The organism is Gordonia marina (assembly GCF_052036135.1).
GTDB lineage: Bacteria > Actinomycetota > Actinomycetes > Mycobacteriales > Mycobacteriaceae > Gordonia.
On record NZ_JBPSDN010000002.1, the window covers coordinates 106,933 to 127,935 of the forward strand.

General features: G+C 66.9%; 30 protein-coding genes. 16 read left to right on the top strand and 14 right to left on the bottom strand.

Going from position 1 to position 21,003, the window contains the following annotated elements; all coding sequences use genetic code 11:
- Positions 1–52: 52 nt before the first annotated feature.
- From ACSEEN_RS01470 to ACSEEN_RS01515, 10 genes are all read right to left on the bottom strand, one after another.
- Positions 53–229 (bottom strand): single stranded DNA-binding domain-containing protein, encoded by a 177-nt coding sequence (locus ACSEEN_RS01470; protein ID WP_440712077.1) that lies wholly within the window; start codon positions 227–229, stop codon positions 53–55.
- Positions 222–1,217, bottom strand: a complete 996-nt coding sequence (locus tag ACSEEN_RS01475; RefSeq protein ID WP_440712151.1) for an AAA family ATPase — start codon at positions 1,215–1,217, stop codon at positions 222–224. Before ACSEEN_RS01475 ends, ACSEEN_RS01470 begins: the two co-directional genes overlap by 8 nt.
- 67 nt (positions 1,218–1,284) lie before the next feature.
- On the bottom strand, positions 1,285–1,761 hold the full coding sequence (locus tag ACSEEN_RS01480) for a hypothetical protein (protein WP_440712078.1): 477 nt from the start codon (positions 1,759–1,761) through the stop codon (positions 1,285–1,287).
- Positions 1,758–2,132, bottom strand: coding sequence for a hypothetical protein (locus tag ACSEEN_RS01485; RefSeq protein ID WP_440712079.1), 375 nt, complete (start codon positions 2,130–2,132; stop codon positions 1,758–1,760). Before ACSEEN_RS01485 ends, ACSEEN_RS01480 begins: the two co-directional genes overlap by 4 nt.
- 179 nt (positions 2,133–2,311) lie before the next feature.
- Positions 2,312–2,713 (bottom strand): hypothetical protein, encoded by a 402-nt coding sequence (locus tag ACSEEN_RS01490; protein ID WP_440712080.1) that lies wholly within the window; start codon positions 2,711–2,713, stop codon positions 2,312–2,314.
- A complete protein-coding gene (locus ACSEEN_RS01495; protein ID WP_440712081.1) occupies positions 2,710–3,255 on the bottom strand; it encodes a hypothetical protein in 546 nt (181 codons plus the stop codon). Before ACSEEN_RS01495 ends, ACSEEN_RS01490 begins: the two co-directional genes overlap by 4 nt.
- 183 nt (positions 3,256–3,438) lie before the next feature.
- The gene (locus ACSEEN_RS01500; protein WP_440712082.1) at positions 3,439–3,612 is read right to left on the bottom strand and encodes a hypothetical protein; all 174 of its coding nucleotides are present in this window, start codon (positions 3,610–3,612) and stop codon (positions 3,439–3,441) included.
- Positions 3,605–4,024, bottom strand: a complete 420-nt coding sequence (locus ACSEEN_RS01505) for a hypothetical protein (RefSeq protein ID WP_440712083.1) — start codon at positions 4,022–4,024, stop codon at positions 3,605–3,607. Before ACSEEN_RS01505 ends, ACSEEN_RS01500 begins: the two co-directional genes overlap by 8 nt.
- The gene (locus tag ACSEEN_RS01510; protein WP_440712084.1) at positions 4,024–4,842 is read right to left on the bottom strand and encodes a BRO family protein; all 819 of its coding nucleotides are present in this window, start codon (positions 4,840–4,842) and stop codon (positions 4,024–4,026) included. Before ACSEEN_RS01510 ends, ACSEEN_RS01505 begins: the two co-directional genes overlap by 1 nt.
- 65 nt (positions 4,843–4,907) lie before the next feature.
- Positions 4,908–5,240 (bottom strand): helix-turn-helix domain-containing protein, encoded by a 333-nt coding sequence (locus ACSEEN_RS01515; protein WP_440712085.1) that lies wholly within the window; start codon positions 5,238–5,240, stop codon positions 4,908–4,910.
- Between the two features lie 212 nt (positions 5,241–5,452).
- On the opposite strand from ACSEEN_RS01515, the gene ACSEEN_RS01520 reads away from it, so the two are divergent.
- Positions 5,453–6,829 carry a hypothetical protein gene (locus ACSEEN_RS01520; RefSeq protein ID WP_440712086.1) on the top strand — a complete coding sequence of 459 codons (1,377 nt, stop codon included), beginning with the start codon at positions 5,453–5,455 and terminating at the stop codon, positions 6,827–6,829.
- Positions 6,830–6,868: 39 nt separating this feature from the next.
- Here the strand turns inward: ACSEEN_RS01520 and ACSEEN_RS01525 are convergent, their stop codons facing one another.
- A complete protein-coding gene (locus tag ACSEEN_RS01525) occupies positions 6,869–8,314 on the bottom strand; it encodes an SNIPE associated domain-containing protein (RefSeq protein ID WP_440712087.1) in 1,446 nt (481 codons plus the stop codon).
- Positions 8,315–8,567: 253 nt separating this feature from the next.
- On the opposite strand from ACSEEN_RS01525, the gene ACSEEN_RS01530 reads away from it, so the two are divergent.
- From ACSEEN_RS01530 to tcmP, 5 genes are read left to right on the top strand one after another with little or no spacing between them, the layout of a single operon-like run.
- On the top strand, positions 8,568–9,740 hold the full coding sequence (locus ACSEEN_RS01530; protein WP_440712088.1) for a pentapeptide repeat-containing protein: 1,173 nt from the start codon (positions 8,568–8,570) through the stop codon (positions 9,738–9,740).
- Positions 9,737–10,075: a hypothetical protein gene (locus ACSEEN_RS01535; protein ID WP_440712089.1), complete on the top strand. Its 339-nt coding sequence runs from the start codon at positions 9,737–9,739 to the stop codon at positions 10,073–10,075. Before ACSEEN_RS01530 ends, ACSEEN_RS01535 begins: the two co-directional genes overlap by 4 nt.
- Positions 10,076–10,112: 37 nt before the next feature.
- Positions 10,113–10,349, top strand: a complete 237-nt coding sequence (locus tag ACSEEN_RS01540) for a hypothetical protein (RefSeq protein ID WP_440712090.1) — start codon at positions 10,113–10,115, stop codon at positions 10,347–10,349.
- Between the two features lie 23 nt (positions 10,350–10,372).
- Complete coding sequence (locus ACSEEN_RS01545; protein ID WP_440712091.1) at positions 10,373–10,534, top strand: DUF2510 domain-containing protein; 162 nt, start codon at positions 10,373–10,375, stop codon at positions 10,532–10,534.
- Between the two features lie 18 nt (positions 10,535–10,552).
- Positions 10,553–11,536 carry a three-Cys-motif partner protein TcmP gene (gene tcmP, locus ACSEEN_RS01550; protein WP_440712092.1) on the top strand — a complete coding sequence of 328 codons (984 nt, stop codon included), beginning with the start codon at positions 10,553–10,555 and terminating at the stop codon, positions 11,534–11,536.
- Here tcmP and ACSEEN_RS01555 read toward each other — a convergent pair.
- Positions 11,533–12,279, bottom strand: a complete 747-nt coding sequence (locus ACSEEN_RS01555; RefSeq protein ID WP_440712093.1) for a DUF5131 family protein — start codon at positions 12,277–12,279, stop codon at positions 11,533–11,535. The genes tcmP and ACSEEN_RS01555 overlap by 4 nt on opposite strands.
- Positions 12,280–12,559: 280 nt before the next feature.
- On the opposite strand from ACSEEN_RS01555, the gene ACSEEN_RS01560 reads away from it, so the two are divergent.
- From ACSEEN_RS01560 to ACSEEN_RS01595, 8 genes are all read left to right on the top strand, one after another.
- On the top strand, positions 12,560–12,799 hold the full coding sequence (locus tag ACSEEN_RS01560) for a hypothetical protein (RefSeq protein WP_440712094.1): 240 nt from the start codon (positions 12,560–12,562) through the stop codon (positions 12,797–12,799).
- 53 nt (positions 12,800–12,852) lie between these two features.
- Complete coding sequence (locus ACSEEN_RS01565; protein WP_440712095.1) at positions 12,853–13,062, top strand: hypothetical protein; 210 nt, start codon at positions 12,853–12,855, stop codon at positions 13,060–13,062.
- Positions 13,034–13,537, top strand: coding sequence for a hypothetical protein (locus ACSEEN_RS01570; RefSeq protein ID WP_440712096.1), 504 nt, complete (start codon positions 13,034–13,036; stop codon positions 13,535–13,537). The genes ACSEEN_RS01565 and ACSEEN_RS01570 overlap by 29 nt, the downstream gene beginning before the upstream one ends.
- Before the next feature lie 39 nt (positions 13,538–13,576).
- Entirely contained in the window at positions 13,577–13,702 is a 126-nt protein-coding gene (locus ACSEEN_RS01575; protein WP_440712097.1) for a hypothetical protein, read from the top strand.
- A 417-nt stretch (positions 13,703–14,119) separates the two neighbouring features.
- Positions 14,120–14,518 (top strand): hypothetical protein, encoded by a 399-nt coding sequence (locus ACSEEN_RS01580; protein ID WP_440712098.1) that lies wholly within the window; start codon positions 14,120–14,122, stop codon positions 14,516–14,518.
- Positions 14,519–14,920: 402 nt separating this feature from the next.
- A complete protein-coding gene (locus tag ACSEEN_RS01585; protein ID WP_247866521.1) occupies positions 14,921–15,655 on the top strand; it encodes a hypothetical protein in 735 nt (244 codons plus the stop codon).
- 66 nt (positions 15,656–15,721) lie between these two features.
- On the top strand, positions 15,722–16,087 hold the full coding sequence (locus tag ACSEEN_RS01590) for a hypothetical protein (protein ID WP_247866522.1): 366 nt from the start codon (positions 15,722–15,724) through the stop codon (positions 16,085–16,087).
- Between the two features lie 35 nt (positions 16,088–16,122).
- Positions 16,123–16,599 carry a hypothetical protein gene (locus tag ACSEEN_RS01595; RefSeq protein WP_298440528.1) on the top strand — a complete coding sequence of 159 codons (477 nt, stop codon included), beginning with the start codon at positions 16,123–16,125 and terminating at the stop codon, positions 16,597–16,599.
- Positions 16,600–16,740: 141 nt separating this feature from the next.
- On the opposite strand, the gene ACSEEN_RS01600 is transcribed toward ACSEEN_RS01595, so the two are convergent.
- Positions 16,741–16,944 carry a cold-shock protein gene (locus ACSEEN_RS01600; RefSeq protein ID WP_247866524.1) on the bottom strand — a complete coding sequence of 68 codons (204 nt, stop codon included), beginning with the start codon at positions 16,942–16,944 and terminating at the stop codon, positions 16,741–16,743.
- 143 nt (positions 16,945–17,087) lie between these two features.
- On the opposite strand from ACSEEN_RS01600, the gene ACSEEN_RS01605 reads away from it, so the two are divergent.
- Both ACSEEN_RS01605 and ACSEEN_RS01610 read left to right on the top strand, forming a co-directional pair.
- On the top strand, positions 17,088–18,431 hold the full coding sequence (locus ACSEEN_RS01605) for a PQQ-binding-like beta-propeller repeat protein (protein WP_298440524.1): 1,344 nt from the start codon (positions 17,088–17,090) through the stop codon (positions 18,429–18,431).
- 521 nt (positions 18,432–18,952) lie between these two features.
- Positions 18,953–20,050, top strand: coding sequence for an AI-2E family transporter (locus tag ACSEEN_RS01610; RefSeq protein WP_247866526.1), 1,098 nt, complete (start codon positions 18,953–18,955; stop codon positions 20,048–20,050).
- Here ACSEEN_RS01610 and ACSEEN_RS01615 read toward each other — a convergent pair.
- Complete coding sequence (locus ACSEEN_RS01615; protein WP_440712099.1) at positions 20,002–20,967, bottom strand: GmrSD restriction endonuclease domain-containing protein; 966 nt, start codon at positions 20,965–20,967, stop codon at positions 20,002–20,004. The genes ACSEEN_RS01610 and ACSEEN_RS01615 overlap by 49 nt on opposite strands.
- Positions 20,968–21,003 lie beyond the last annotated feature (36 nt).

Genomic DNA, 21,003 nt, shown 5'->3' on the forward strand with positions numbered 1-21,003 from the left:
CGATGGGCACCTGGCCGTGCTCGTAGGTGGTCACCGGGTGGCCAGCGGTGAATCACTCGGGAGACGCCCAGAGAATGTCCGACGGCAGGAAGTAGCGCGGGTCGATCTGCGACAGGTCCGCGCAGATGTGCGCGACCCGGCCCGAGCACACCGGCTTGCCGGCGGCGGTGTACCTGAGGGTCGGGTCGTCGCCGAGGGCGCCGCAGATCGTGATGGAAGGGTCAGGCATGGATTGCCTCCTGGCTTGGGCTGGACAGCGCGGTCTTGCGGGCGGTGGCGGCAGCGATGATCTCCCCGCCCCGCGGGGACATCTCGACGCGCTTCCCCAGACGACGACCGATGGTGGACACGCTATCGAGCGTGTCCGCTGTATTGAGCTCGGCGAGTACCGCGTCGACTTCGTCGTCGGTCAGGGGCCGGTGGGGGATGTCCTGTGCGAGCTGGTTGATCAGATCGCCGAGCACTGTCGGTTCACCGGACAGGTCGATCGTCGGACCGGCGAGCAGACGGTTCTGCTCGACCTCGCGGTACAGCGCCCGCAGATCGTCGCCCGTCCCGGCGGCGAGAGCGCGGGATCGGTACTCGGCGATCGACGGAACCTGATCCCCGTCGGACAGCCAGTCGCGGATCTGGTCGGCCAGCTCCGGGCCCGGCAGTGGGATCACGGCCTTGTTCAGCGTGTGGATACGGGTCTTCACCACGGTAAGCGTGTTCTGGTGGTCCAGGTCGCCGACGATGTCGAACTCGTACTCGATGCCGTCGTGCTGGACCGGCTTCATCCCGACCTTGCGCGGCACCTTCCGGCCGCGGCTGTCCTCCTCGATGACGTACTCGGTCTTGGACCGCATGGTCACCACGACGTGGCCGGGGTAGGCGATCAGGGCGTCGATCATCCGGCGTTCCTCGGGTCCGACTTCCTTCCACCCGGAGAACGAGTTGGTGCCGTGCTTGCGGCGGTCGGCCTGTTCGAGGAGGCCGTCGGTGCCCATCCAGTAGTGCGACAGCGAGTCGATGAGGATTGCGCCGTATCCGGCGCCGGCGGCGACGCCCAGGATCTCCACGAGGGACAGCGGGGAGAAGCGGTCGGGCTGGATGGTGTCGAACTGCCAGCCGTTCAGGCCGACATATTTCGACGCCGACCCGCGCTCGGTGTCGACGACGGCGACCCGATCCGAGAGCGCCGACGCGAGCGCGAGCCGGTGTACGTCTTCCCGGATCCGGCCGGTCCCGACAGCGCGATCCGGGCGAACGCCGCCTGCTTGGTCGCCGGGGTGAAGGTGATGGTCATGATGCGGCCGCCATCGGGTCGACCATCCGGCGGGCCGTCGCCAACCGCACGCTGCGGATCGCGGCCAACTCGACCGGCACCTCCCGGCCCAGCCGGTGGTAGCGGTCGATGATCACGTACGGCGACATGCCGAGCCGGACCACCGCCTGCACCGGCGACAGACCGCAGATGTGACGCATGAACTCGAACTCGTGGACATCGAGCTCGGCGTCCTCGATGCTGATCATCGTGTTGGCCTTCGTGGCGCTCAGCGGGTGCAGGTCCTCGCCGCGGCGTTCCTGCTGAATGTGCCCGGAGCACAGGCCGCGATTGCGGGCGAGCTTGGTGCAGCCGGGGAATCGGCAGGCGGCGCCGTCGAGGTACACGCGCAGCGTCTCCCGGCTCACCCCGACTCGCGTGGCAGCATCCTGGCGCGTCATCCCGGCGGCGATCAGCCTCCGCGCCTTCCTCACCTTCTGCTCCGTCGGGGTCACTGGCCGGCTCCTTCCGGGAGCGGGAGCACGGTGTCGAGCACCGGCTCGCCGCGCTGCCACATGGCGACGACCTCGGCCTTCGCGTCTGCGTCCTGCCGGAACGTCGCGACCGGCCTGCCCGGCTCGGGGATCTCCACACCCGGCACAGACTTCCCGGCCTTCACCGCGGCCAGCACCGACGCGCGGCCCTGCTCGGACAACCGGTGCTCGATCATCCCCTCGGCGCCGAACTCTTCGATGACCCACGACAGCGCGCGGGTTTCGTCGACGATCCGCGGTGCGCCCTGGCGGGGCCTCGACATCGTGAACGAGCCGAACACCGGGCTCTGCGGGTCGGCGGCGTCGGCGACGACGTACAGCGTGCCGCGCACAACCTCGGCGCCGAGGACGGCCTTCGCCGGCCTTCACTTCGTCGTTGACGACGCTGCTCAGTGCGTTCAGCGCCGCCAATCGGCGCGAGCGGGTGCTGGTATCTTCGGGGTGCGTCATTGAATCTCCAATCCGGTGACGGTGGTGGACCCGTCGCTCGTCGAGCGGCGGGTCTTCTGCATCAGGGCGGCCAGCGCGCTGGCCTGATGGTCGGTGACGGGCGGGACGGCGCCTCGGACGGCCTCGACCCGCTCACGCAGCGGCATCGCAGCGCGGTGGGCGAGAGCGGCGTCCGAGGTGTCGCTCGACGCGTAGGCGAGGGTGATGCCGCACCGTGCTTCCGGCCCGGCTTGTGCGGCATCGACGGCATCCCGCGGTCGATCCAGTCCTGGACGTGCTTGGGGCGGAAGAAGTGCTTGACCTTCGGCCGGTTCTCCCGCGGCAGACCCTCCAGCGCGCCGGTGTTCGCGGCGGAGTTGATGTGATTCCGGCTCCTCCCGGTGATCTCCATGACGTCGGAGATCGTCAGCGGCGCGACGATGCCCCACGGATTCGGGTTGCGGTCACTGGTGGTGGTCGTCATCGAAGACTCCTTCGCGGCACATGTCGATGTAGAGGGCGGGGACGGACAGGCTGGTCAGCACGACGAAGATCGCCTGGATGTAGATCACGCCGCGGCCTCCACCCGGGTCGCGCCGTCGATGAGGTCGAGGAGCAGGGGCCCGCCTCGACGAAATCGGTCGTGCCGTACATGTCGACGTCGAAAACCGAGGAGCCTCCGGTGGTCCCGATCCTGGTGTGCACCTGGTGGAACCAGTCGTCGATCCTCTGTTCCTCGGTCAGGTAGTCGGCGATGGTGCAGAGCCCAATGCGGTCGAGCTTGATGGTGACCACGACGCGGTCGGTGCCGATCCGCGACTTCACCTGCTCGCACAGGTCGAGGAGGGAGGCGATCGGCGTGGCGGGCCGGACGAGGGTGCCGGCGGGCTCCTGCACGGGGCGGCCGGTCGGCACCGTGTCGAGGGCCTCGGCCTCGCGGTCGGCGAAGTCGAGGAGAGCCGAGGTCAGGGCGGCCTCGGTGGGCGAACTCCCGTTCGAGGGCAGGGGGTGGCTAGCGTTCGACATGCGTCAGTGCTCCTTCGGGGCGTTGATGTGGTGGGTAACGGCGGCAGCGGATTCTTTGGCGAGAGTGGCTGCTGCCGTTGCTTTTTCGTTCGTTCTGTCAACATGTATAGCCGTCTGCGCAGCACCCGCGGCCCATCGCATATCCGCCACAGACCCCGCCAGAGGCCCACTGTGCGCCCACCATCACGCCTCCTTCGGGAATCGGGACGAATAGGCGGCTTGGCCGGTGGGGTCGTAGATGGTCCAGGGACGACCGGCCCACAGCGGGTACTTCGTGCGATCGGCGGCGTCGGAGAGGTGCACGAACAACTCGGGGTCGAGGACGCCCTCGTCGTCGCATAGCACGAAGTCAGGCATCGGGCACCACCGCGCCCGCGTCGCGGAACACCTTGACGAAGACCTGCTGGGTGACCGGATCTGTCGGCACCTCGTACCGCCCCGGTGAGGGCAGGTCCGGATGACCGGACGACAGCTCTCCCCGCCATGTCTGCGGGCCCTCGCCATCGGGGAGCGGATGCCACACGACCTCGGTGGTCAGTTCGTTCTCGACGATCCAGATCCGCGACTGCACGATCCGCCCGTTCGAGTAGGTCTTCGGATCACCGAACTCGGCGGCCAGGCAGTAGAGCTCGCCGACAGCCTCGCCGATCGCGTCCGTCTCGACAGAGTGGTCGACGTCGCACATCGAGCCGCCGATCGAATCGCACGCCCAGTCGGTGCAGTGCGCGAGCTTGGCCGCGGCGTACTTGATGGCGTCGTCCGCGCGCATCACGAGGCAGCCGCCATGATCTGGATCGGTTCGGAGGCGCCGAGGCGCTTATGCAGTTCGGCGAGACCCTTGGCTGTGATCCGGATCGTCGGTGCGGGGAGCTCCATGTCGCCGGTCCGCTCGTTCATGAACGGCTTGCCCGGCTTCTCTGCGAGCCGGCCGTTGTCGACCTGCGTCTGGTAGGCGATCCACGGCTTCCGCTTCGACTGCGCGCGGTAGACCCAGCCCTGAGCCGCCATGAACGCGAACAGCCGATCGCGGCCGATGCTGATGTTCGGGTCTCGGCTCAGGATCTTCGCGGCGTCGGCGACGGCGTAGTCGCCGGTCGCGACGACGAGGTGCTGCCACGCAGCGGCGGGGGTTTCGAGGGAGGCGGCGTGCTGTTCAGCTTCGAGTCGTGCGGTGTGCTCGCAGTCGGCGCGGTCCTCGGCCTCGATGACCATCTGGGCCAGGTCTCGCTTCGTGATCTGGGCGACGGTGCCGTAGCTGCCGGTGCGTCGGATCTCGGAGAGGACGGTGCCGGTGAGCCAGCGGCGGAAGGTGACGACCTCCGGTTTGTCGCTCCGGAGGACGACCTCGTACATGCCGGGCTCGGACACGACGGCCTTATTCGGGTTGCCCGGGGTTCCATCCGCCAGCCGGATGGAACTCTTCACGTCGTCGGCGAGCCGCGCGGTGACGTTGCCGATGTTCGAGATTCCGAGCGCGGCGCAGAGGTCGGCGAGGACAAACCACGGTTCGCCGTCGATGGTGACGACACGAACCGCGGTCTGGTCGTCGTAGTGGAAGAGCGCGGGCGCGCTATCCTGGTCCTGCATTTTGGTTCCCTCCTTGGGAGTCGTGGTCGTCGTCCGTGGCAGCGGGCGGCGACCGATTCTTTGGGTCAGGCTGAACGCGACAGACTGTCGCGCGGGGTGATCGATCGGCGGTCGAGTTCCTCGCCGACGACGTCGCGCACGAGATCGCGTAGCGCGATGGAGTTACCGTCGGCATCCGCGTTCCGCTGCCGAGTCAGCACGGACGCCGGGCAGTCCAATGCGAGCGCGATCTTCTTCACCTGAGTCGCATTGGGCCAGCGATGGCCGGCTTCGAGGTCCGACAGGTAGCCGAGGCTCACGTCAGAATTGCGCGACAACGCCGCGAGTGATTGGCCGTCCTTCGTGCGGACGACGCGCAGCGTTTCCCACGGGCCGTAGGTGCTGATCCGGGCTGCCATCAGTGTGCGATCCCGTTGCGGTGGTTCATCGATTTCTCCTTGGACATCTGGAAGATCTCTTCGGTACGCATTATAGAACGCGTACGTACGCACACGTCAAGCACAGAGCTGCATAGGTGTGAGTTCGTGCTTCTGACCTGCGGTGACGCTCGATTCGTCATCGGCACGCGAAAGGTTGGACTTCGCACACGCTTGTGGTCGACACTGGTCACATGTCCGAAACGACGCAGCCGCAGGAAGCGCAGTTGCTTGAACGTCTGCGTACTCAGGCGCGACCGAGGCTGTCGGTCAGGGGTGCGGCCAAGGCTGCTGGCATGTCGGATTCGAGGTGGAGGCAGATCATCAAGGGCTACCGCCAAGAGACTGCCGACATTCGCGTACCGGTGCGCGCGCCAGCCGAGACGTTGGCGCGCATGGCTGACGTGGTGGGTGCGACACCCGATCAACTGCGCGAGGTTGGACGGGAAGACGCGGCAGATGAACTTGAATCGCTGGGTCTCAACGCGCGCACTTACACCACCGCGCAGATCGCTGGCGAGGGATACGGGGTGCTCGCTGCAGCGGCGCAAGAGGCGAGCCCCCTTCCGCGACGATCTACGCCAAGCGTGTCCGACGGGCAGGATCAGCATTCGCTCGCGGACGCTGCGATTAATCGACTTTTTGGCCGACTACGACGACTCAGTCCTCAGAACATCGTCCGCCTCGACCGCGAGATTGACCGAATGCTCGACGAGCAAGCGCGGATTGACGATGCGATGAAGCGGATCATTGAGCTAAGCGACTACGACCCTGTCGGAGATGAACCTCAGAAGGTAATTGAGGCTGCTCGAAATGCGGAGAAGGCCTTCGCTGATGTGCTGTACAAGTCGTTCAGCGGGAAACTGTCCGCCGATGATGTCGACGTTCTTGCGGCATATGCGGCGGCCGTGAACCGGCGTGTCCACTCGCTCGAAGATGATCTCCTCGACGAGGACAGCTTGTTCTATGAATTCTCGCCCACGGACGAAGACCTGGCCGAGGTGCGGACGATCGTGGAACGCGTTGACCGAGTGACAGGCCCCCTTGCCCGCGCTGTTCGCCAGGGCGGAGACGTCGTCAGGCGAGTTCGCGCGCTTCGGAACATCCTCGCGCATGACCGCAAGGCGATTCCGGACCTCACAATTGACCAGGTGATGGAAATTATCGGCCCGCCGTTCGTCGCTGATACGGTCTCGCTCAGCTACGCGGAACGGCTCGGTGTCGCCGATATCATCCGCCTCTACAACGCGCACAGGCCCCAGCAAGACCGCATCGCATTCAAAGCGATGTGGGATGCCGGTTACCGTTCCGAGCATGCTGATCTGATCCGTCAGGCTTTCAACCATGCCCACAACACGACCCGCGGCGGGTCGAAGTTCTGGAAGGTGGTCGCCGAGCAACTCGGGGGCACCTACGACGGCTTCGGATGGAGACTTGACCCAGCCCCTGATGTATCCGACTACGACCTCGTCGCCCGTACCCGCGATCCCCGTATCGCCCCCGGTGATCCAGGTGCGTATGACGAACCCGGCATGCCAGCGGATCCGGAAGGTCCCGAGACGGGGGCATGAATCGATCCGCATAGCGAGATCGTTTTAGCCCCGAATGCACTAGGCGCCCGCCTCCGCGATGCGCAGCGACTCCCGGAACTGCTCAGCATCCGGTTCCACCCGATACTCCAGCACGCTGCCATCCAGGTCAGCCAACTGCGCCCGCACCTCGTCCGGGGTGGCGTAGAAGAACTCCCGCCGGTTGTTGACCCGGTTCACCTTCTGCGCGGCTAAGCGGCGGTGCAGTTCAGCCTCGACGCCGACGGCGTCGGCGGAGAAGAACAGGGTGTGCACGTCGAAGTTGAACGGCACCGACGCGTCGCCAAGTTCCCGGACCCGGTCCATCGGCTCCAGGCGGCGCGTCATCCCGATCTTCACCATCTTCTCCCCGAACGACCCGAGGTTGGAGATCACATACACGTAGCCGGCACGGATGTTTGCGGCACGGTAGTCGAGATCTTCGATGCCGTGCTGGATCTCTTCGAGCTTGGTTTCGAGGTCGGCGATCTCGTCGTCGCGGCCCTGTGCCCGGAGGGCGGCGACGGTGTTCTCGTAGTGCTGCCGTTCCTTCTCGAGCGTCTTCTCCAGTCGCTTGCGCTCGGCCTCCATCTCCTTCTGGGCTTTAGCTTCTTCGCGGAGTCGGGCGCGTTCCTCTCGCTCGGCCTCCTTCGCTGCCTGCTTGGCTTGCAAGTGCCGGGCGGCGAGGCTGAGCTCGGCGATCCGGAGTTGGTGGTAGCGGGGCGCGATTCGTAGGTCAATGAGGCGGCCGAGGCGCTGTGCCTGGTCGCGGGATTTCTCGACGCGCTTGGTGGCTGCGTCGAGGTTTCCGGCCTTGACAGTGAGGACAGCGTTCTCGGCTTCGGCGTTGTAGGCGCGCAACATCATCTTCGACATGTCGGAGATGAACGTGCGGCCCTGTGCTGCGGAGCCGTTGAAGGTGAACCCCGTAGCGGCGTTCACCGCGGTCTTGGCGCGCACCATCTCCTTGATGTCGGCGCGGACTTGGGCGAGTTTGTCGCCGAGTTCGATGGATGCTTGGGCGGGGTTGGGGAAGTCGTAGAGGCCCGCATCTTGCAGGTCGATGGCGTTCTTCGTGTCGAGGACCTCGCGCCGGAGTTCGGCGAGTTGCGCGGTGGTCTGCTCGATCGTGGTGCGGGTGGCGGCGAGCTGCCGGTCAACGTTCGCGCGTTCGTTCGCTGCCCACTGCTGGTACTGGTCGTACTGGGCGGCGGCCGCGACGTGGGCGTCGCGGATCCGCTGCACATCCCCGGCCCCGGTTGTGTTCAGCGTGTACTCCAGCTGCGCGATGTGGGCTTGAAGCTGAGCGAGGTGCTGTTTCAGCTGTTCGTTCTCTTGCCGCGCGTTTCCGCCGAACATGGTCAGAGGTCCCCCTTCGTAGATGTTCGCCCAGCCCTGAACGATAGTGCAGCGGCGTTGGCAGGGCAGTTGATTGCGTCCAGCAGAGGGGCGGGCCAACCAGTTGGCCCGCCCCTTGCTCGCGTTCACGCATCTCGGCGGCACCGCTCCCGCATAGAATCCGACGCAACAGCCGCTCACCATCCGAAGGGGACCACGATCATGGGACTGACACGCAAGATGATCTCGGCGAGCGGGGCGGGAGAGTGACGATTGGGGCAGTGTCGGGTGCAGACGTGTCGGAAGGCGGGGCGTGAGTCGACCACGAGCATGGCTCAATAGGACGTTTATCACCCCGGATGGCGCGAGTCCCCATGCTCCGCGAGGCCGTATCGGACCGTGGATGGCCCTATTCCTCTCCTTGGGCGTGGTGACCGGTGGACTCCTCACTCTAGTGCTGGCCTGGTTGCCGATACCGCACCATGATGGCTTCTGGTGCTTCCGGTGGCTCGACAACGTCACGGGCGACGGCTGGTTCAACGCTGCACGCACAGCGGTCACTATTCTCGGCGCTCTGGGCATCGGCGGTGCCGCGTACATTGCGTTCCGCCGGCAGGCAGCGAAGGAAGTCGAACGGTACGACGCACTCGACCGCGATCAGCAGGTGATCGAGCGCGCCCTGCACGACCGCACCACGACGGCGGCTGAGCAACTGGGCCACGACAACGCCTCGATCCGCATTGCTGGCGTGTACGCGCTCGCCGCAATCGCCGACGACTGGCTCCGGATCGAGCGACCGGATCAGGCGCAAGCGGTCGTCGAAGTGCTGACGGCCTACTTGCGTAGCGACACTCTGCCAGCCGAAGCCGAAGCCGGAGCCCTAGAACGTTTCATCGCCGGAGCTGAGCGTGCTCGCCAGCGTGAGAATGGTGTGAGGGCGGCTATCATCGGAGCAATCGGTGACCGTCGACAGTCACCCGAAGGGTGGACCCGATTGACACTCAATCTAGTTGGCGCGTACCTGAACGGCGCGCACCTAAACGGTACGAACCTGACCGAGCAAGACCTGGCCGGCGCGGACTTGGCCGGCGCGGACCTGACCTTCGCGGACCTGACTGACGCCGACCTGACTGACGCGGACCTGACCAATGTGGACCTGACCGGCGCGAAGCTGAACGGCACGAACCTGAGCGGTGCGGACCTGACCGGCGCGAACCTGACCGGCGCGGACCTGACCGGCGCGTTCCTGATCGACGCGACCCTGATCGACGCGACCCTGCCCCGCGCGCAACTGATCGGCACGTACCTGGACAGCGCGAAATTGATCGGCGCGAATCTGGCCCGCGCGAACCTGGCCCGCGCGTACCTCGCCCGCGCGGACCTGACCGGTGCGGACCTAACCCGCGCGAACCTGGCTGGCGCGCTTGGTGCCCGTCGTATTCAATTCACTACCGAGCAGTTGGAGTCGATGAAGGTGCAGGCCCCGTTCGACGATTCCGACACCCAGGCCGATGACGGCGAGACGCAAGAGATGGCCGACGTTGCGGACCCTGAAGCTAAGGAGATCGGCGCATGATCAAGGCTCTCCGCACACTCGTCATGACCATCGCCGGGATCGTCCTCGGTGGTCTCGTCTTGAAATGGTCTGAGACCGGAGCCCTGGGCCGGGGATGGGGAAGGGCTGTCGAGGCGGTCGACGGTCGGGCTGAAGCGGTCGCCGCGACCGTGTTCCTGGCTGGAATCGCGGCCCTCGGCCTGTGGGGTGTCGACTACGCGGTCCGCCACCTAGACGCGGCGCGTTCGCTCAACTACCGCGAGTGGGCCGTCACCCGTCAGCATTGGGGAGAGCTCGCGTTCTCCTCGTTCGTCATCGCCGCGAGCGCCGGTGCGCTATTCCTGATCTACGCCTGACTCCGACCACCGACCGAACCTGAAGGGGACCACGATCATGGGACTGACACGCAAAGTCACCTCGGCGAGTACGCTCGGTGCCGTCGACTTCCGTTCCGACAAGGAACGCATCGCCCGCTCCACCCGCCAGGGCGCGAAGGCGACGAAGAAGCAGAACAAGCTGATCGCCGAGCAGAACGACCTCCTCGCGCAGCAGGCCGCGCCGGCACCGTACGTTCAGCAGCCGCAGTACGTCGCGCCTGCGCCGCCGCCCCGCCGTCGGCGCTCGGCCTGATGCAGCGACTCGTCTCGCAGGCTATGCCGCAGCCCACGACGGCACCGCCCGCCGCTGCCCCCGTGCCCCCGCCGCCCGCCGTGCCGGCCGGCTGGTACCCGGATCCGAACGGCGCACCCCTGCAGCGGTACTGGGACGGCGCTGCCTGGACCGAGCACACCGCGCCGCAGGCGCCAGGGCAGTAGGACAACGAGGGGGACAAGATGGCTGGACGCGGGTGGGGGCCGTGGTCGCGGATCAAGCTCGAGGCACTGTCGGATTACCTTTCGGCGTTCACTCGCGCCTCGCAATCCGCGCACCGATCGCTCTACCTGGACCTGTTCGCCGGTGCGAAGGACAACTTCGAGCGTGGTACCGGCAACGTGATCAGAGGGTCGGGACAGCGTGCTTTGTCGACCCAGCCGCCGTTTTCAAAGGTTGTGCTGTGCGAGCTCCAACCTCGCACCGCTGCGGAATTGAAGGCGGACCTGGAATCGGAGTTCCCTGGCCGCGAGCCTGAGGTGTTACCCGGCGACTGCAATGTCACCATGCCGGACTATCTTGATCGGCTCGATCGGCGGTGGCGTCGGGGAGCTGTTTTCGCAATGGTTGACCAGTATGCGGCTGAAGTCCGCTGGGAAACCCTCCAGTACCTCGCCAACTGGCGACAGAACGAGCGCGGATTCCGCGTAGAGCTGTGGCTCTACTTCGGTCATGCGCTGCTCCCTCGTGGTCTGGGAGTTCGGCAGACCGAACCAGACCCGGAGTTCGCCGAGCGAGTCGACAGAATGTTCGGTACGCGGCAATGGCGAGAACTTTGGCATGCCCGTCGCGACGAGGTAATCGATGCGGAGCAGTTCAGAGCCGAATTAGTGAACCTTATGCGGTGGCGACTCGAAAACGAACTTGGTTACGGAGTAACAATTCCGCTGGAGTTCACGAATTCCAGCGGTACACCGATCTACACGGTCATTTTCGCGACGGCCAACGAGACCGGAGCGAAGGTCATGGGCGACGTTTTCGCGAAGCACGGCGTTGAGCTCGCGAAGATGCGAAATCGATCGAAGGCTCAGAAGAAGCTTGACAAGGATCCCGGTGACAGCTTGTTCAGTGCCGATGAGGTGACGGAAATGTTGACCGGTAAGCCGGAGCGTGAACCGCTCCAGCCTCCCGTGGAACCGATGCGATACCCGCCCAACCGGCTCTAGCCAGCCGCTCGGGCGGGCATCTCGTCCCAGAGTTGGCCGTCGAGTTCTCGGCCGAGGGCCTTCGGGGTGCGTCCGCCCCACTGCTTGAAGAAGAATGCGACCTCGGCGTCCTTGCAGGCGTCGCGGATTCCGCGCGCCCATGACAGCTCCATCGGCCGGTAGCGTGGCCCAGATTCGCCGCCGGCGATCACCCAGCTGATCCCGTCCAGGTCGATCCCGTCGAGCGGGCCGAGGAGTGGCTCGCACGACAGGAACCGCACCGCGGCCGGCACCTCACGCAGATGATCGACCCGGTCGAGCACCTTCGACGATTCGACGGACACGCCCATCCAGCAGTTGTCCGGCCAATCGAGCTTGTGTCCGATCCGCTTCAGCCGGAGAGACCGCTTCGTCAGCACCTGGTAGGTGTGCTGCGGCGTCTCCCGCATCACGTCGAAGACATCCTGAATGAACTCGACCGGCACCCGCGCATGGAACAGATCGCTCATCGAGTTCACAAACACGGTGCGCGGCGCGCGCCACCGCTTCGGCTCGCCGAGCGCCTGCGGATGGAGAGTAAGGCCGAATCCGGGGCCCGAGGTTCGAGAGTCGCCGTCGTTCTGGTACTTGTCCGAGCCCATCGCTTTCAGGCGCTTCGCCAGCGTCATCGCGTAGCAGTGATCGCAGCCCGCAGACACCCGGTCACATCCGGTCACGGGGTTCCACGTCGCCTCTGTCCACTCGATCGACGACTTGTCTGCCATGGCTTCTCCAATCCCACGAATCGAACAACTGTTCGCACGACAATTCTATCGCGGCCCCCGACAAACGTGTCTAAATGACACGCATGTAATTCACCTAGTTGCACGACTGTTATTCGAGGTCAGGAGGCATTTTTTCCGACCTCAACGATATCGTCCGCGGTCATGAACCTCTGGCATCCGTGGCGCTGGCTCCGCGACCGCTATCCCGACATCGTCGTGCACCACACGCCGCTCCCATCCGGCCGGATGGGTCAGCTCTCCGGTGTCGAGATCGTCCTCGATGTCTCAGGCCGAGCGGCGCTGCACCCTCACCCACGAGCTGGTGCACATCGAGCGTCGCGGCGCCGAGCATCCCAACCCGGTCGTCGAGATCTCCGACCTGAAGAAGTCGCTCACGATCGCCAACCAGCGGATGTGGGCGTCGATCGGCTACAACCGCGTGCTGCGGGACTCGCACCGCAAGCATGCGCCGCACGCCGATCTACCGGAAGTGCCGGAGCAGCTGCGCGACCTGATCTGACCGCTACCATCACAGGGGACACATTCGGTGTCTGTCCGGTGTTTGGAGGTCGGGTGAGGTCGTACGGGTGGACCACGTCGGGGGAGATCGTCGACAACGAAGCCGAGGTGGTGCGGCGGGTCGCCGCCCAGCTTGATGACGGGGAGCCGCTGCGCGCCGTCGCCCGCCAGCTCAACGACCGCGGCGAGGTCACCGTGCAGGGGGAAGACGTGGGCGCCGCTCACCGTGAAGCGCATGGTGACCTCGCCGCGCATGGTGGGTGACGTCGACGGGTATCCGCCGATCCTCGACCGTGAGCGGTGGGAACGGATCCGCGCCGTGCTGACCGATCCGGAGCGGGCCCGATTCACGCAGAAGGGCGGGAAGTCGTGGATCTCCGGCCTTATCCGGTGTGCGCGCTGTGGGGGCGCGATGTACGCCCAGTCCGGTCTCGACCTGAAGTGCGCCGGCACCCCGCCGGACGGCGGTGAGCCGTGCCGGAAGACGACGATCCGCCGCGAGTTCGTCGAGACCGACTGCGAGAGCCGGATCGTGGCCCGGCTGTCGGACAAGAGGGTGCGGCGGGCGCTCGCCAAGCTCGACCGCGACACCCTCGCCGCGATGGTGGCTGACGCGGAGCACCGCTCCCGGGTCCTCGCGGCCGAGTACGGCGCCGGAACCCTGTCGGAGGCGGCGTTCACTGCGGGCGCCCGCGCCGCCCGCGACACGATGACCGCCACAGCGGGCCGGCTCCGATAGGCCGGGCTGGCTGCCGAGCTACCGAGCGGGGAGGAGGTGGTGTCGTGGTGGGAAGGTCTGCCGACCGACCGCCGCCGCGAGGTCGTCGGGATCCTCCTCGCGGACGTGGTCGTGACGCCGAAGGCGCCGGGTGTCACCGATCGGATCAGCTACACGTGGAAGTGATCGCTGTGTGCCCACATTCTGCCCACAGTTGAGCGGTAAACCCTGGTCGGCGCCGGTAATCATCGGGCAGGAAGATGCACGATAATGGCGGTCTACCACCTTGAGCAGTACCCCGAAACGGGTTCGATTCCGCTTAGCTCCACATCCGCCGCCCACCTGTTCACGCAGGTGGGCGGCTTTTTTCATGCCGGATTGGCGGTCGCCGTCCCGACTTCCGGTCGACGGACCGACCGGGGCGGGTGCGGCGGAGGTGCGCGGTCTCCCGGCCGGCGTCGCAGAGACGACACTCCCGGACGGAGCGCAGCTTCTCTCCGCGGGCGGTCACGACTGTTTCCGTCCGTCGAGCACGGTGATGTGTCCGGCATCCTTCGCGAACCGGTCTTCCGAAGTCGTCACCGGTGACGAGGGCCCATACCTATGATCCGAGAACCACTTTGCGAGGAAGGGGCGATCATGACCGAATTCTGGAAGCTGTGGTTCCAGCGAAAGCGCGGGAACAGCCGGATCCGGACAGGGTTGTGGGTGGTCACATTCGCGTTGGCCGCGCTCGTCCTCATGATGTGGATTTCGGTCGACGCGATGCAGGTCACGACGACGGTGATCGAGGACGGCGTCACCAAGAGTGAGACCAAGACGAATGTCGAGGGTGTCACCGCGCTGATGGGCGTCGTCGTCGCTCCCGTGGTCTCGATCGCCGCAGCGTATTTCGGCATGAGCATCGCTCGAAGCGGCGACGACAACGGCAGGAGTAGCGGCAGCAATACCGAAGGTGACAAGAAGGGGAAGAAGGGTGAGGAGGACGCCGGCGACGACTGAGTCCGTCTTTCGGTCGGTGAGCGCCCGGCCGTTGGGTCGGCCTTCATCGCGCTGCGCGAGTCGGTGACGATCTGTACGAGGTCGCTGGTCGGGCACCTGCCGGACAGGTGGGCTTCGGTCCAGTCGCGGAGTAGGCGCCGTCGAGGTGCCAGGTCGGCAGCGCACTCGGATCTGAACGAGGCAGATCAGAACAGGGGAGTTCTCCATATCCGGGCTCGCCGGATACGCCTAGGCGGACGGCTCGATCGTTTGAGCCGCAGCGCATCCCGGCGGTCGGTCTCTTCCTCCGGAAGGACCGATCCGCGCGCCGGCATGTCGCTCCAGCACGTCCACCGAGTCATCGGGCTCACGCCGAGCACATACCGAAGCACTTTCGACGCGCGGCCCCGGTAGGTTGGCGCCATGGCTATGAGTGACGCGCAGATCGCCACGATCCTCGACCGGGCGGCGTCGGTCGCCGACCCGATCCTCGATATCCTGGCGACGTCGGACCCGCTCAACCTCAAGCCGCGAACCTTCGGCCGCCGCTGGTACGACCTGATCCCGACCCGATTCGGTGACGTGACGGCGACCGCGCTGACCATCGCGGACTGGCCGGGTACCGCAGGCTGGGAGAAGCTGAACCTGCAGGAGCGCATCGACTGGTGGGTGGGCCGGGTCGGGGCGCTCAGCACGCTCGGCGTGGCCTTCCCGGGCATGTTCGGCGCGTGGACCAAGAAGCTCCCGGTCGGCCCGCTCCTCGGGGCCGCGAGTCAGGCGCTGATCGTGCTGGCAGCCGGCCGCGAATACGGCGTGGTCCGGCGCAGCGACCAGATCGCTCTGCTCGGTGCGGTCCTGTTCGGCCGCCAGGTGGACGGGTCCGACATCGACCACGCGCCGCCGCGCGAATTTCCGTCATCCGCGGGGGAACTGACCACGGCCGTCGTGAAGGGTCTCTGGGACATCGCGACCGGCCTGCGAAAACTGGAGAAGGCGCTCGGTGCGCGGCCGCAGTCGCCGGCACTGCTGAGTCACCTCGGCTGGGTGCCGCTGCTGGGTGGCCCGGCCACCTACCTCGGCGAACGGATCGCCCTGCGCCGCGCGGTGAAGGCCAGCCAGGCGTGGATCGACGACCATCCCGAGGCGATCGGCCTCTGACCGGGGAGCGTTGTCGGAGGTGCGTCGTACTGTCCTGACATAACACACACCGTGAAGGGGGGAGCGATGGATCCGGTATTGATCGTTCAATGCGTTCTGCTGCCGGTCGTCGTCATCGACCTGATGGCGAACATCCTGCACACGAGGTCGGTGCCGGGGAGTCACCGGCGATATGTCCTCGCGTCGGTGCGCGCGGTGACCGTGCTCGCGGTGCCGGTCTGGGCCCTGATCGGGCTCGCCGACGATCTCGCCGGCGGCGCGGGTCCTTGGTCGCTCGGTCTGGACGCCGCGTTGCTGATCATGGGTCTGTGGGTCGCGAAGACGTTCTACGACCGTGGCGACGACAACTGGTTCAAAGGCTTCGGACGACGATTCCGGCGCCGCTGGAGAACATTCGTGGCACCCCGGGGCCTGGCGCGGGGTGCCGCGTAGCGACGCCCACCCGTGACTACCGAAAGAGATCGACGATGGCGTCCCGAGACCGCTCGACGACGATCCTGCTCGCGATCGTCGCCACACTGCTGGCGATCGCGGTGGCCGTGGTGGTGACCATCGTCGTGCTGCACCGCGGGACCGGGGATGCGGCGCCGCCGGCGGGGGCCACGGCGACCGTCATCGAGACGGCTCCCGCCCCGCCGCCGGTATCGACGACCACCGAGACGGCCTATGTGCCGCCGCCGGTGCCGACGGGGTCGACGGTGGTCGAGGGCGGGCCGTGTCTGGAGTCAGAAGCGCGGAGTTTCGGTACGGCGGCGGACGGGGAGAGCCTGGTCTGCAACTACATGGGCGCCGACGGCGGCTACGTCTGGGTGGGCCACGCCGAGAACTCGGGCGAGGTCCACGACATCGGCGAGCCGTGCGACATCTCCGTCGACCGCGTCGCCCAGGATCCGAGCGGCAAAGCGATCATGTGCGGGGGCGAGACGTGGGTCGGCGGTCCCTGAAGTCCGGTGACGCCGTGGGGAGGTCCGTCGGCGGTGCCCACGATCGGGTCATCAGCCCCGGGCCTTCGCGGGCTGCGAGTCCCGGAGATGCCGGAACGCCCCGGTGAAATGAATCACCGGGGCGTTCTGGGTGTATCGGTCTCAGACCGCGGAGACGTTCGTCGCCTGCGGGCCCTTGGCGCCCTGCTCGATGTCGAACTCGACGCGCTGAGCCTCTTCCAGGTTGCGGAAGCCGCTACCGGAGATCGAGGAGTAGTGGACGAAGACGTCCTCGCCACCACCGTCGGGAGCGATGAAGCCGAAGCCCTTTTCGCCGTTGAACCACTTGACGGTTCCCTGTGCCATGCTTATTTACTGCCTTCTTCAGAGTGTCAGACCAAGATTCTGGCCCCGGTTCACTATGTCACGTCTCGCCCGGAATTGGGAGACCGGGACGCAGATTTCTTGGTGAACGCTGGTCGGCGGCCTGCGACGGTACCGTGTCCGGGGTGAACTTCCTGCGGAAGCTGCTCTCGACATGGCGGGGCCGACTGCTCATCTTCGGTGTGCTCGCGGTGGTGGCGCTGATGGTGGCCGGTCTGATCGCTTCGGCCCGCCGGGCGGCGGAACTGGCGAAGCAGCCGCCGTCGCCGCTCAGTGCGGTGACCCCGGAACTGTCGTCCCTGACGGCACAGCCGGCCATGCGCTGGACCTTCCCCGCCGAGCAGCCGGAATTCGTGGCGGCACCGGTCGGGGGCGACAGCCGCCGCGTGCTCTACGCACTGCGGGACGACCCGTTCAGCGCCTGGTCACTCGCCGTCGTACGGGCGACGACGGGCGAGCGGATCGCCACCATCGGCCTGGGCGAGAAGACCGCCGTGCCGGACTGCCTGGTGAACGACGCCCGCGCGTTGTGCGCCGTCGGCGGGCCGGACGGCCCGGAACTCTTCTTCCTCGACCTCGACGCGGGCAAGGTGGTTCAGCGTGTGACCGGCACCGGCGCGGCGGCCGGCTACCCGGTGGGCGACGGCTTCCTGGTCTGGTCCCCGGACAGTCCGCCCACCCGCTTCCGTACCGACGGCACCGTCGCGTGGCGGGCGAGCGGCGACTCGTTCGTCGCCTCGCCCGGGGCGCACACGGTCTACGAACTCCACAAGAAGCCCGGTGCCGACGGCGAGGGCATCGTCCGGTCGGCCGACGACGGCCGTGAGTTGGTCAAGATCACCGTCAAGCAGGGACAACAGGTGCGCTACCTCGGCTATCCGGGTGGCTTCGCGCTCGAACGGGGCGGCAACGCGATCCGGTTCTTCGACGGCCGAGGCACGGCGCTGCCCGGCGCGGTGTCGGCCGAAGGCGGGCAGCGGCTCGCGGCGGTCACCATGTCGCCGGTACCCCGGGACGACCGGTTCGACGCCGGGCTCGCGTACCGGCCGCTTCCGGCCGCCCCCGTCCCGGTGGTGCTCGAAGAACGCGACGACCGTGACGTCGTCGTCGTGGCACTGGACCCCGCGCAGAAGCGGAACCTCTGGAAGAAGACGGTGTCGCAACGCGACGCGTCGAAGATCCAGGTGTGGGGTGTGGGCAAGCAAGTGCTGGTCGACGCCGGTGCCGGTCACTGCTACGCCTTCGCGGCCGCGAACGGGTCCGGGGGCGCCATCCCGTGCTCGCCGGTGCTCGGCACCGACGGTGAGGACCTGGCGATGCTGACCTACTTCAGCGACGGCCGGGTCGATACCTCCGCGGTGGTGGCCTACCGCCCGGGAGACGCGGTCCACCAGCGCTGGCGCGTCCCGCTCGACGGTGCGGCGGCGTTCGGCGGCGGCCTCTACGGCACGGAGGGCCGCCTGTCCTGACCCCCGAATAGACTCACGCCGTCCACCCCGGCTGGGGCGAACGGCGTGAGTATCCTCCGACAGGAAATGCGGTCCGGCGATCAGCCGCCGAGGCCGAGGGTGATGGCGATGTGCAGCAGGTCGCCGCCGAAGACGGTGAAGCTGTCGAAGAACTGGGTCAGGGCGGGGAACATGGTGTTTCCTTTCGTTGGGGTGAAGCACATCGTTCGATGTGAGAAAAGCGTTGCACCCCAAGCGCTTTCAGCTCTGCAGTGCGGCGCCGAATCACATTGGAGGCGTCATGTGATGCCACCCATACCCGCTTCCGTGAGGACCGGTTCGCGGCGCTTCACCTCCGGAAACCCCGGCGATCGCCGGATCGGGTCAGTCTGACCGAAATCCTCCGGTCACGCGCTGTTCACTCGCGCGGATCCGGGTGCGGACCGTATCGCGACTTAGGACCCTTGAGTAGTCCTTGAGCTTCGGCATAGAGTGCTGAGGCCGTGGTTTACTCGGCGCCGGACACGAGGGGGACTGTGGCGATGGATCGATCCGAGCAGAAGGCGGCCTTCGGGCGAATCAAACGGCTGGGCGTGCTGTCGTGGTCGGCGCTGGGCGTGATCGCCTTGATCGTGGTGGTCTTCCTCGCTCTGGCCGCGGTCAGCGGCATCCTCATCCCGCTCGCGGTCGCGGTGATCCTCGGCGTGGTGCTGGAGCCGATGGTCGGGTTCCTGGAGCGGCATCGCTGCCCGACCTCCCTGGCCACGGCGATCACGCTGCTCGTCGCGCTGGCGGTCCTCGCCGGCACCATCGCGATCGTCGTCTTCGGGTTCATCGATCAGTGGTCGGAGATCCAGGCCCAGCTGACCGCGGGTTGGGACAGTCTCCTCAAGTGGGTTGAGACGCTCGACATCGAGGATGCCTGGATGGAGCGCGGCCGGGCGGCGCTCGACGACGTGGCCCCCGCGGTCGGCTCGGGTGTCCTCGGCGCGGTGACGAGTACCTTCTACGGCACCATCTCGCTCGTCATGGGTGTCTTCTTCGGCGTCTTCTTCCTGTTCTTCGTCCTGCGCGACAGCCGGCGGTTCGCCGCCTGGTTCGCCACCGTCGCACACCTCGACCTCGGCACCGTCGACGAGGTCACCGAGATCTCCCGCCAGTCGATCCGCGGCTACTTCCGCGGCACCGCGATCACCGCCGTCCTCACCGCGCCGATCTTCATGATCCCGCTGTTCATCCTTGGTGTGCCACTGGCGATCCCGATCTTCATCCTGTATTTCTTCCTCTCCTTCGTGCCCTTCCTCGGGGCGTGGATCGCCGGGGCGTTCGTGGTGATCATCGCCTTCGGATCGGGCGGTACGACGGCCGCGGCGGTCATGGCGGTGACCTTCCTGATCTCCAACGGCACCATCCAGAGCGCGGTCAGTTCGTGGGCGCTCGGTTCGTCGCTGCGGCTGCATCCGATCTCGGTGCTGCTGGCGACCATCATCGGTGGCACCATCGCCGGTCTGCTCGGGATGGTCCTGGGCGCACCGGTGCTCGCGGCCGTCGTGAAGTCGGTGGAGGCGGTCGGTCGACGCCGCCGGGCCGATCACTCGCAGGCGATACCGTCGCCGTCACGGTCGAGCTTGGCGGAGTAGCCGGGCTCGCCGCGAAGCAGCGGCGCCTTGCCCGCGGCCCGGACCGCCGCGCAGTTCTCGTAGTAGACGTCGCCGCCGGCCTGCGGGGTCTCCACCAGCGGCCGGGGCCGCGGCGTCTCGGGCGTCTCGCCGGGGGTGGTCGTCGACGTGTTCTCGTCGGCCGGTGCGGTACCGCCGCACCCGGTGAGCACCCGCGTCATCGCCGCCTTCTCCGCGGGCGTCACCCACAGCCGGTAGGCGGCCTTCACCTCGATCTGCCGGGCCACGTAGGTGCAGCGATAGCGCCGGTTGGGCGGGAGCCAGGTGGCGGTATCGCCGTCGCCCTTGGCCTGGTTGGTGGGACCGTCGACGGCCTGAAGATTGCGCGGGTCGTTCGCGAAGTCGCGCCGTTCGTCGGACGACAGCTGCTGCGCGCCCTTCTGCCACGCATCCGACAGCGCCACCAGGTGATCGATCTGCACCGCCGCGGACGACGACTCGCCCCGGGTGAACGCGATCGTCTTGCCGGTGTACGCATCATCGAGGGTGCCGGCGGCGACGACGCAGTCGCGGGTGCCGGCCTTCGCGACGACACCGGTCAGGTCGCGGCGCAGGATGTCGTTGCGGGTGTCGCAGCCGTTGTGCCCGAACTCGACGTTCACGTCGTCGCTCCAGCGCTGGCCGAACAGGTCGCGCGCGTACCCGGTCTTCGGCGCGCGGCCCTTGACCGGCAGCGTGCCCAGGGTGGTCAGTGCGGCGGTCGCGGCCTGATCGGCGCTCCCGGTGTCCCGGCTCGTCGGTGCCGCCGCGGTGGTGGTGTCCGCTGTCCGGTCCGTACCGGACGCGGCGGCGGCCGACGACGAGTCCGCGGCCCGCATGGTGTCCTGCGGGCCGCACCCGGACAGCGACAGCACCGCGCCGACCGCTGCGGCGAACACGACACGTCGTCGAGCAGTGACTTTCACTCCGACCCC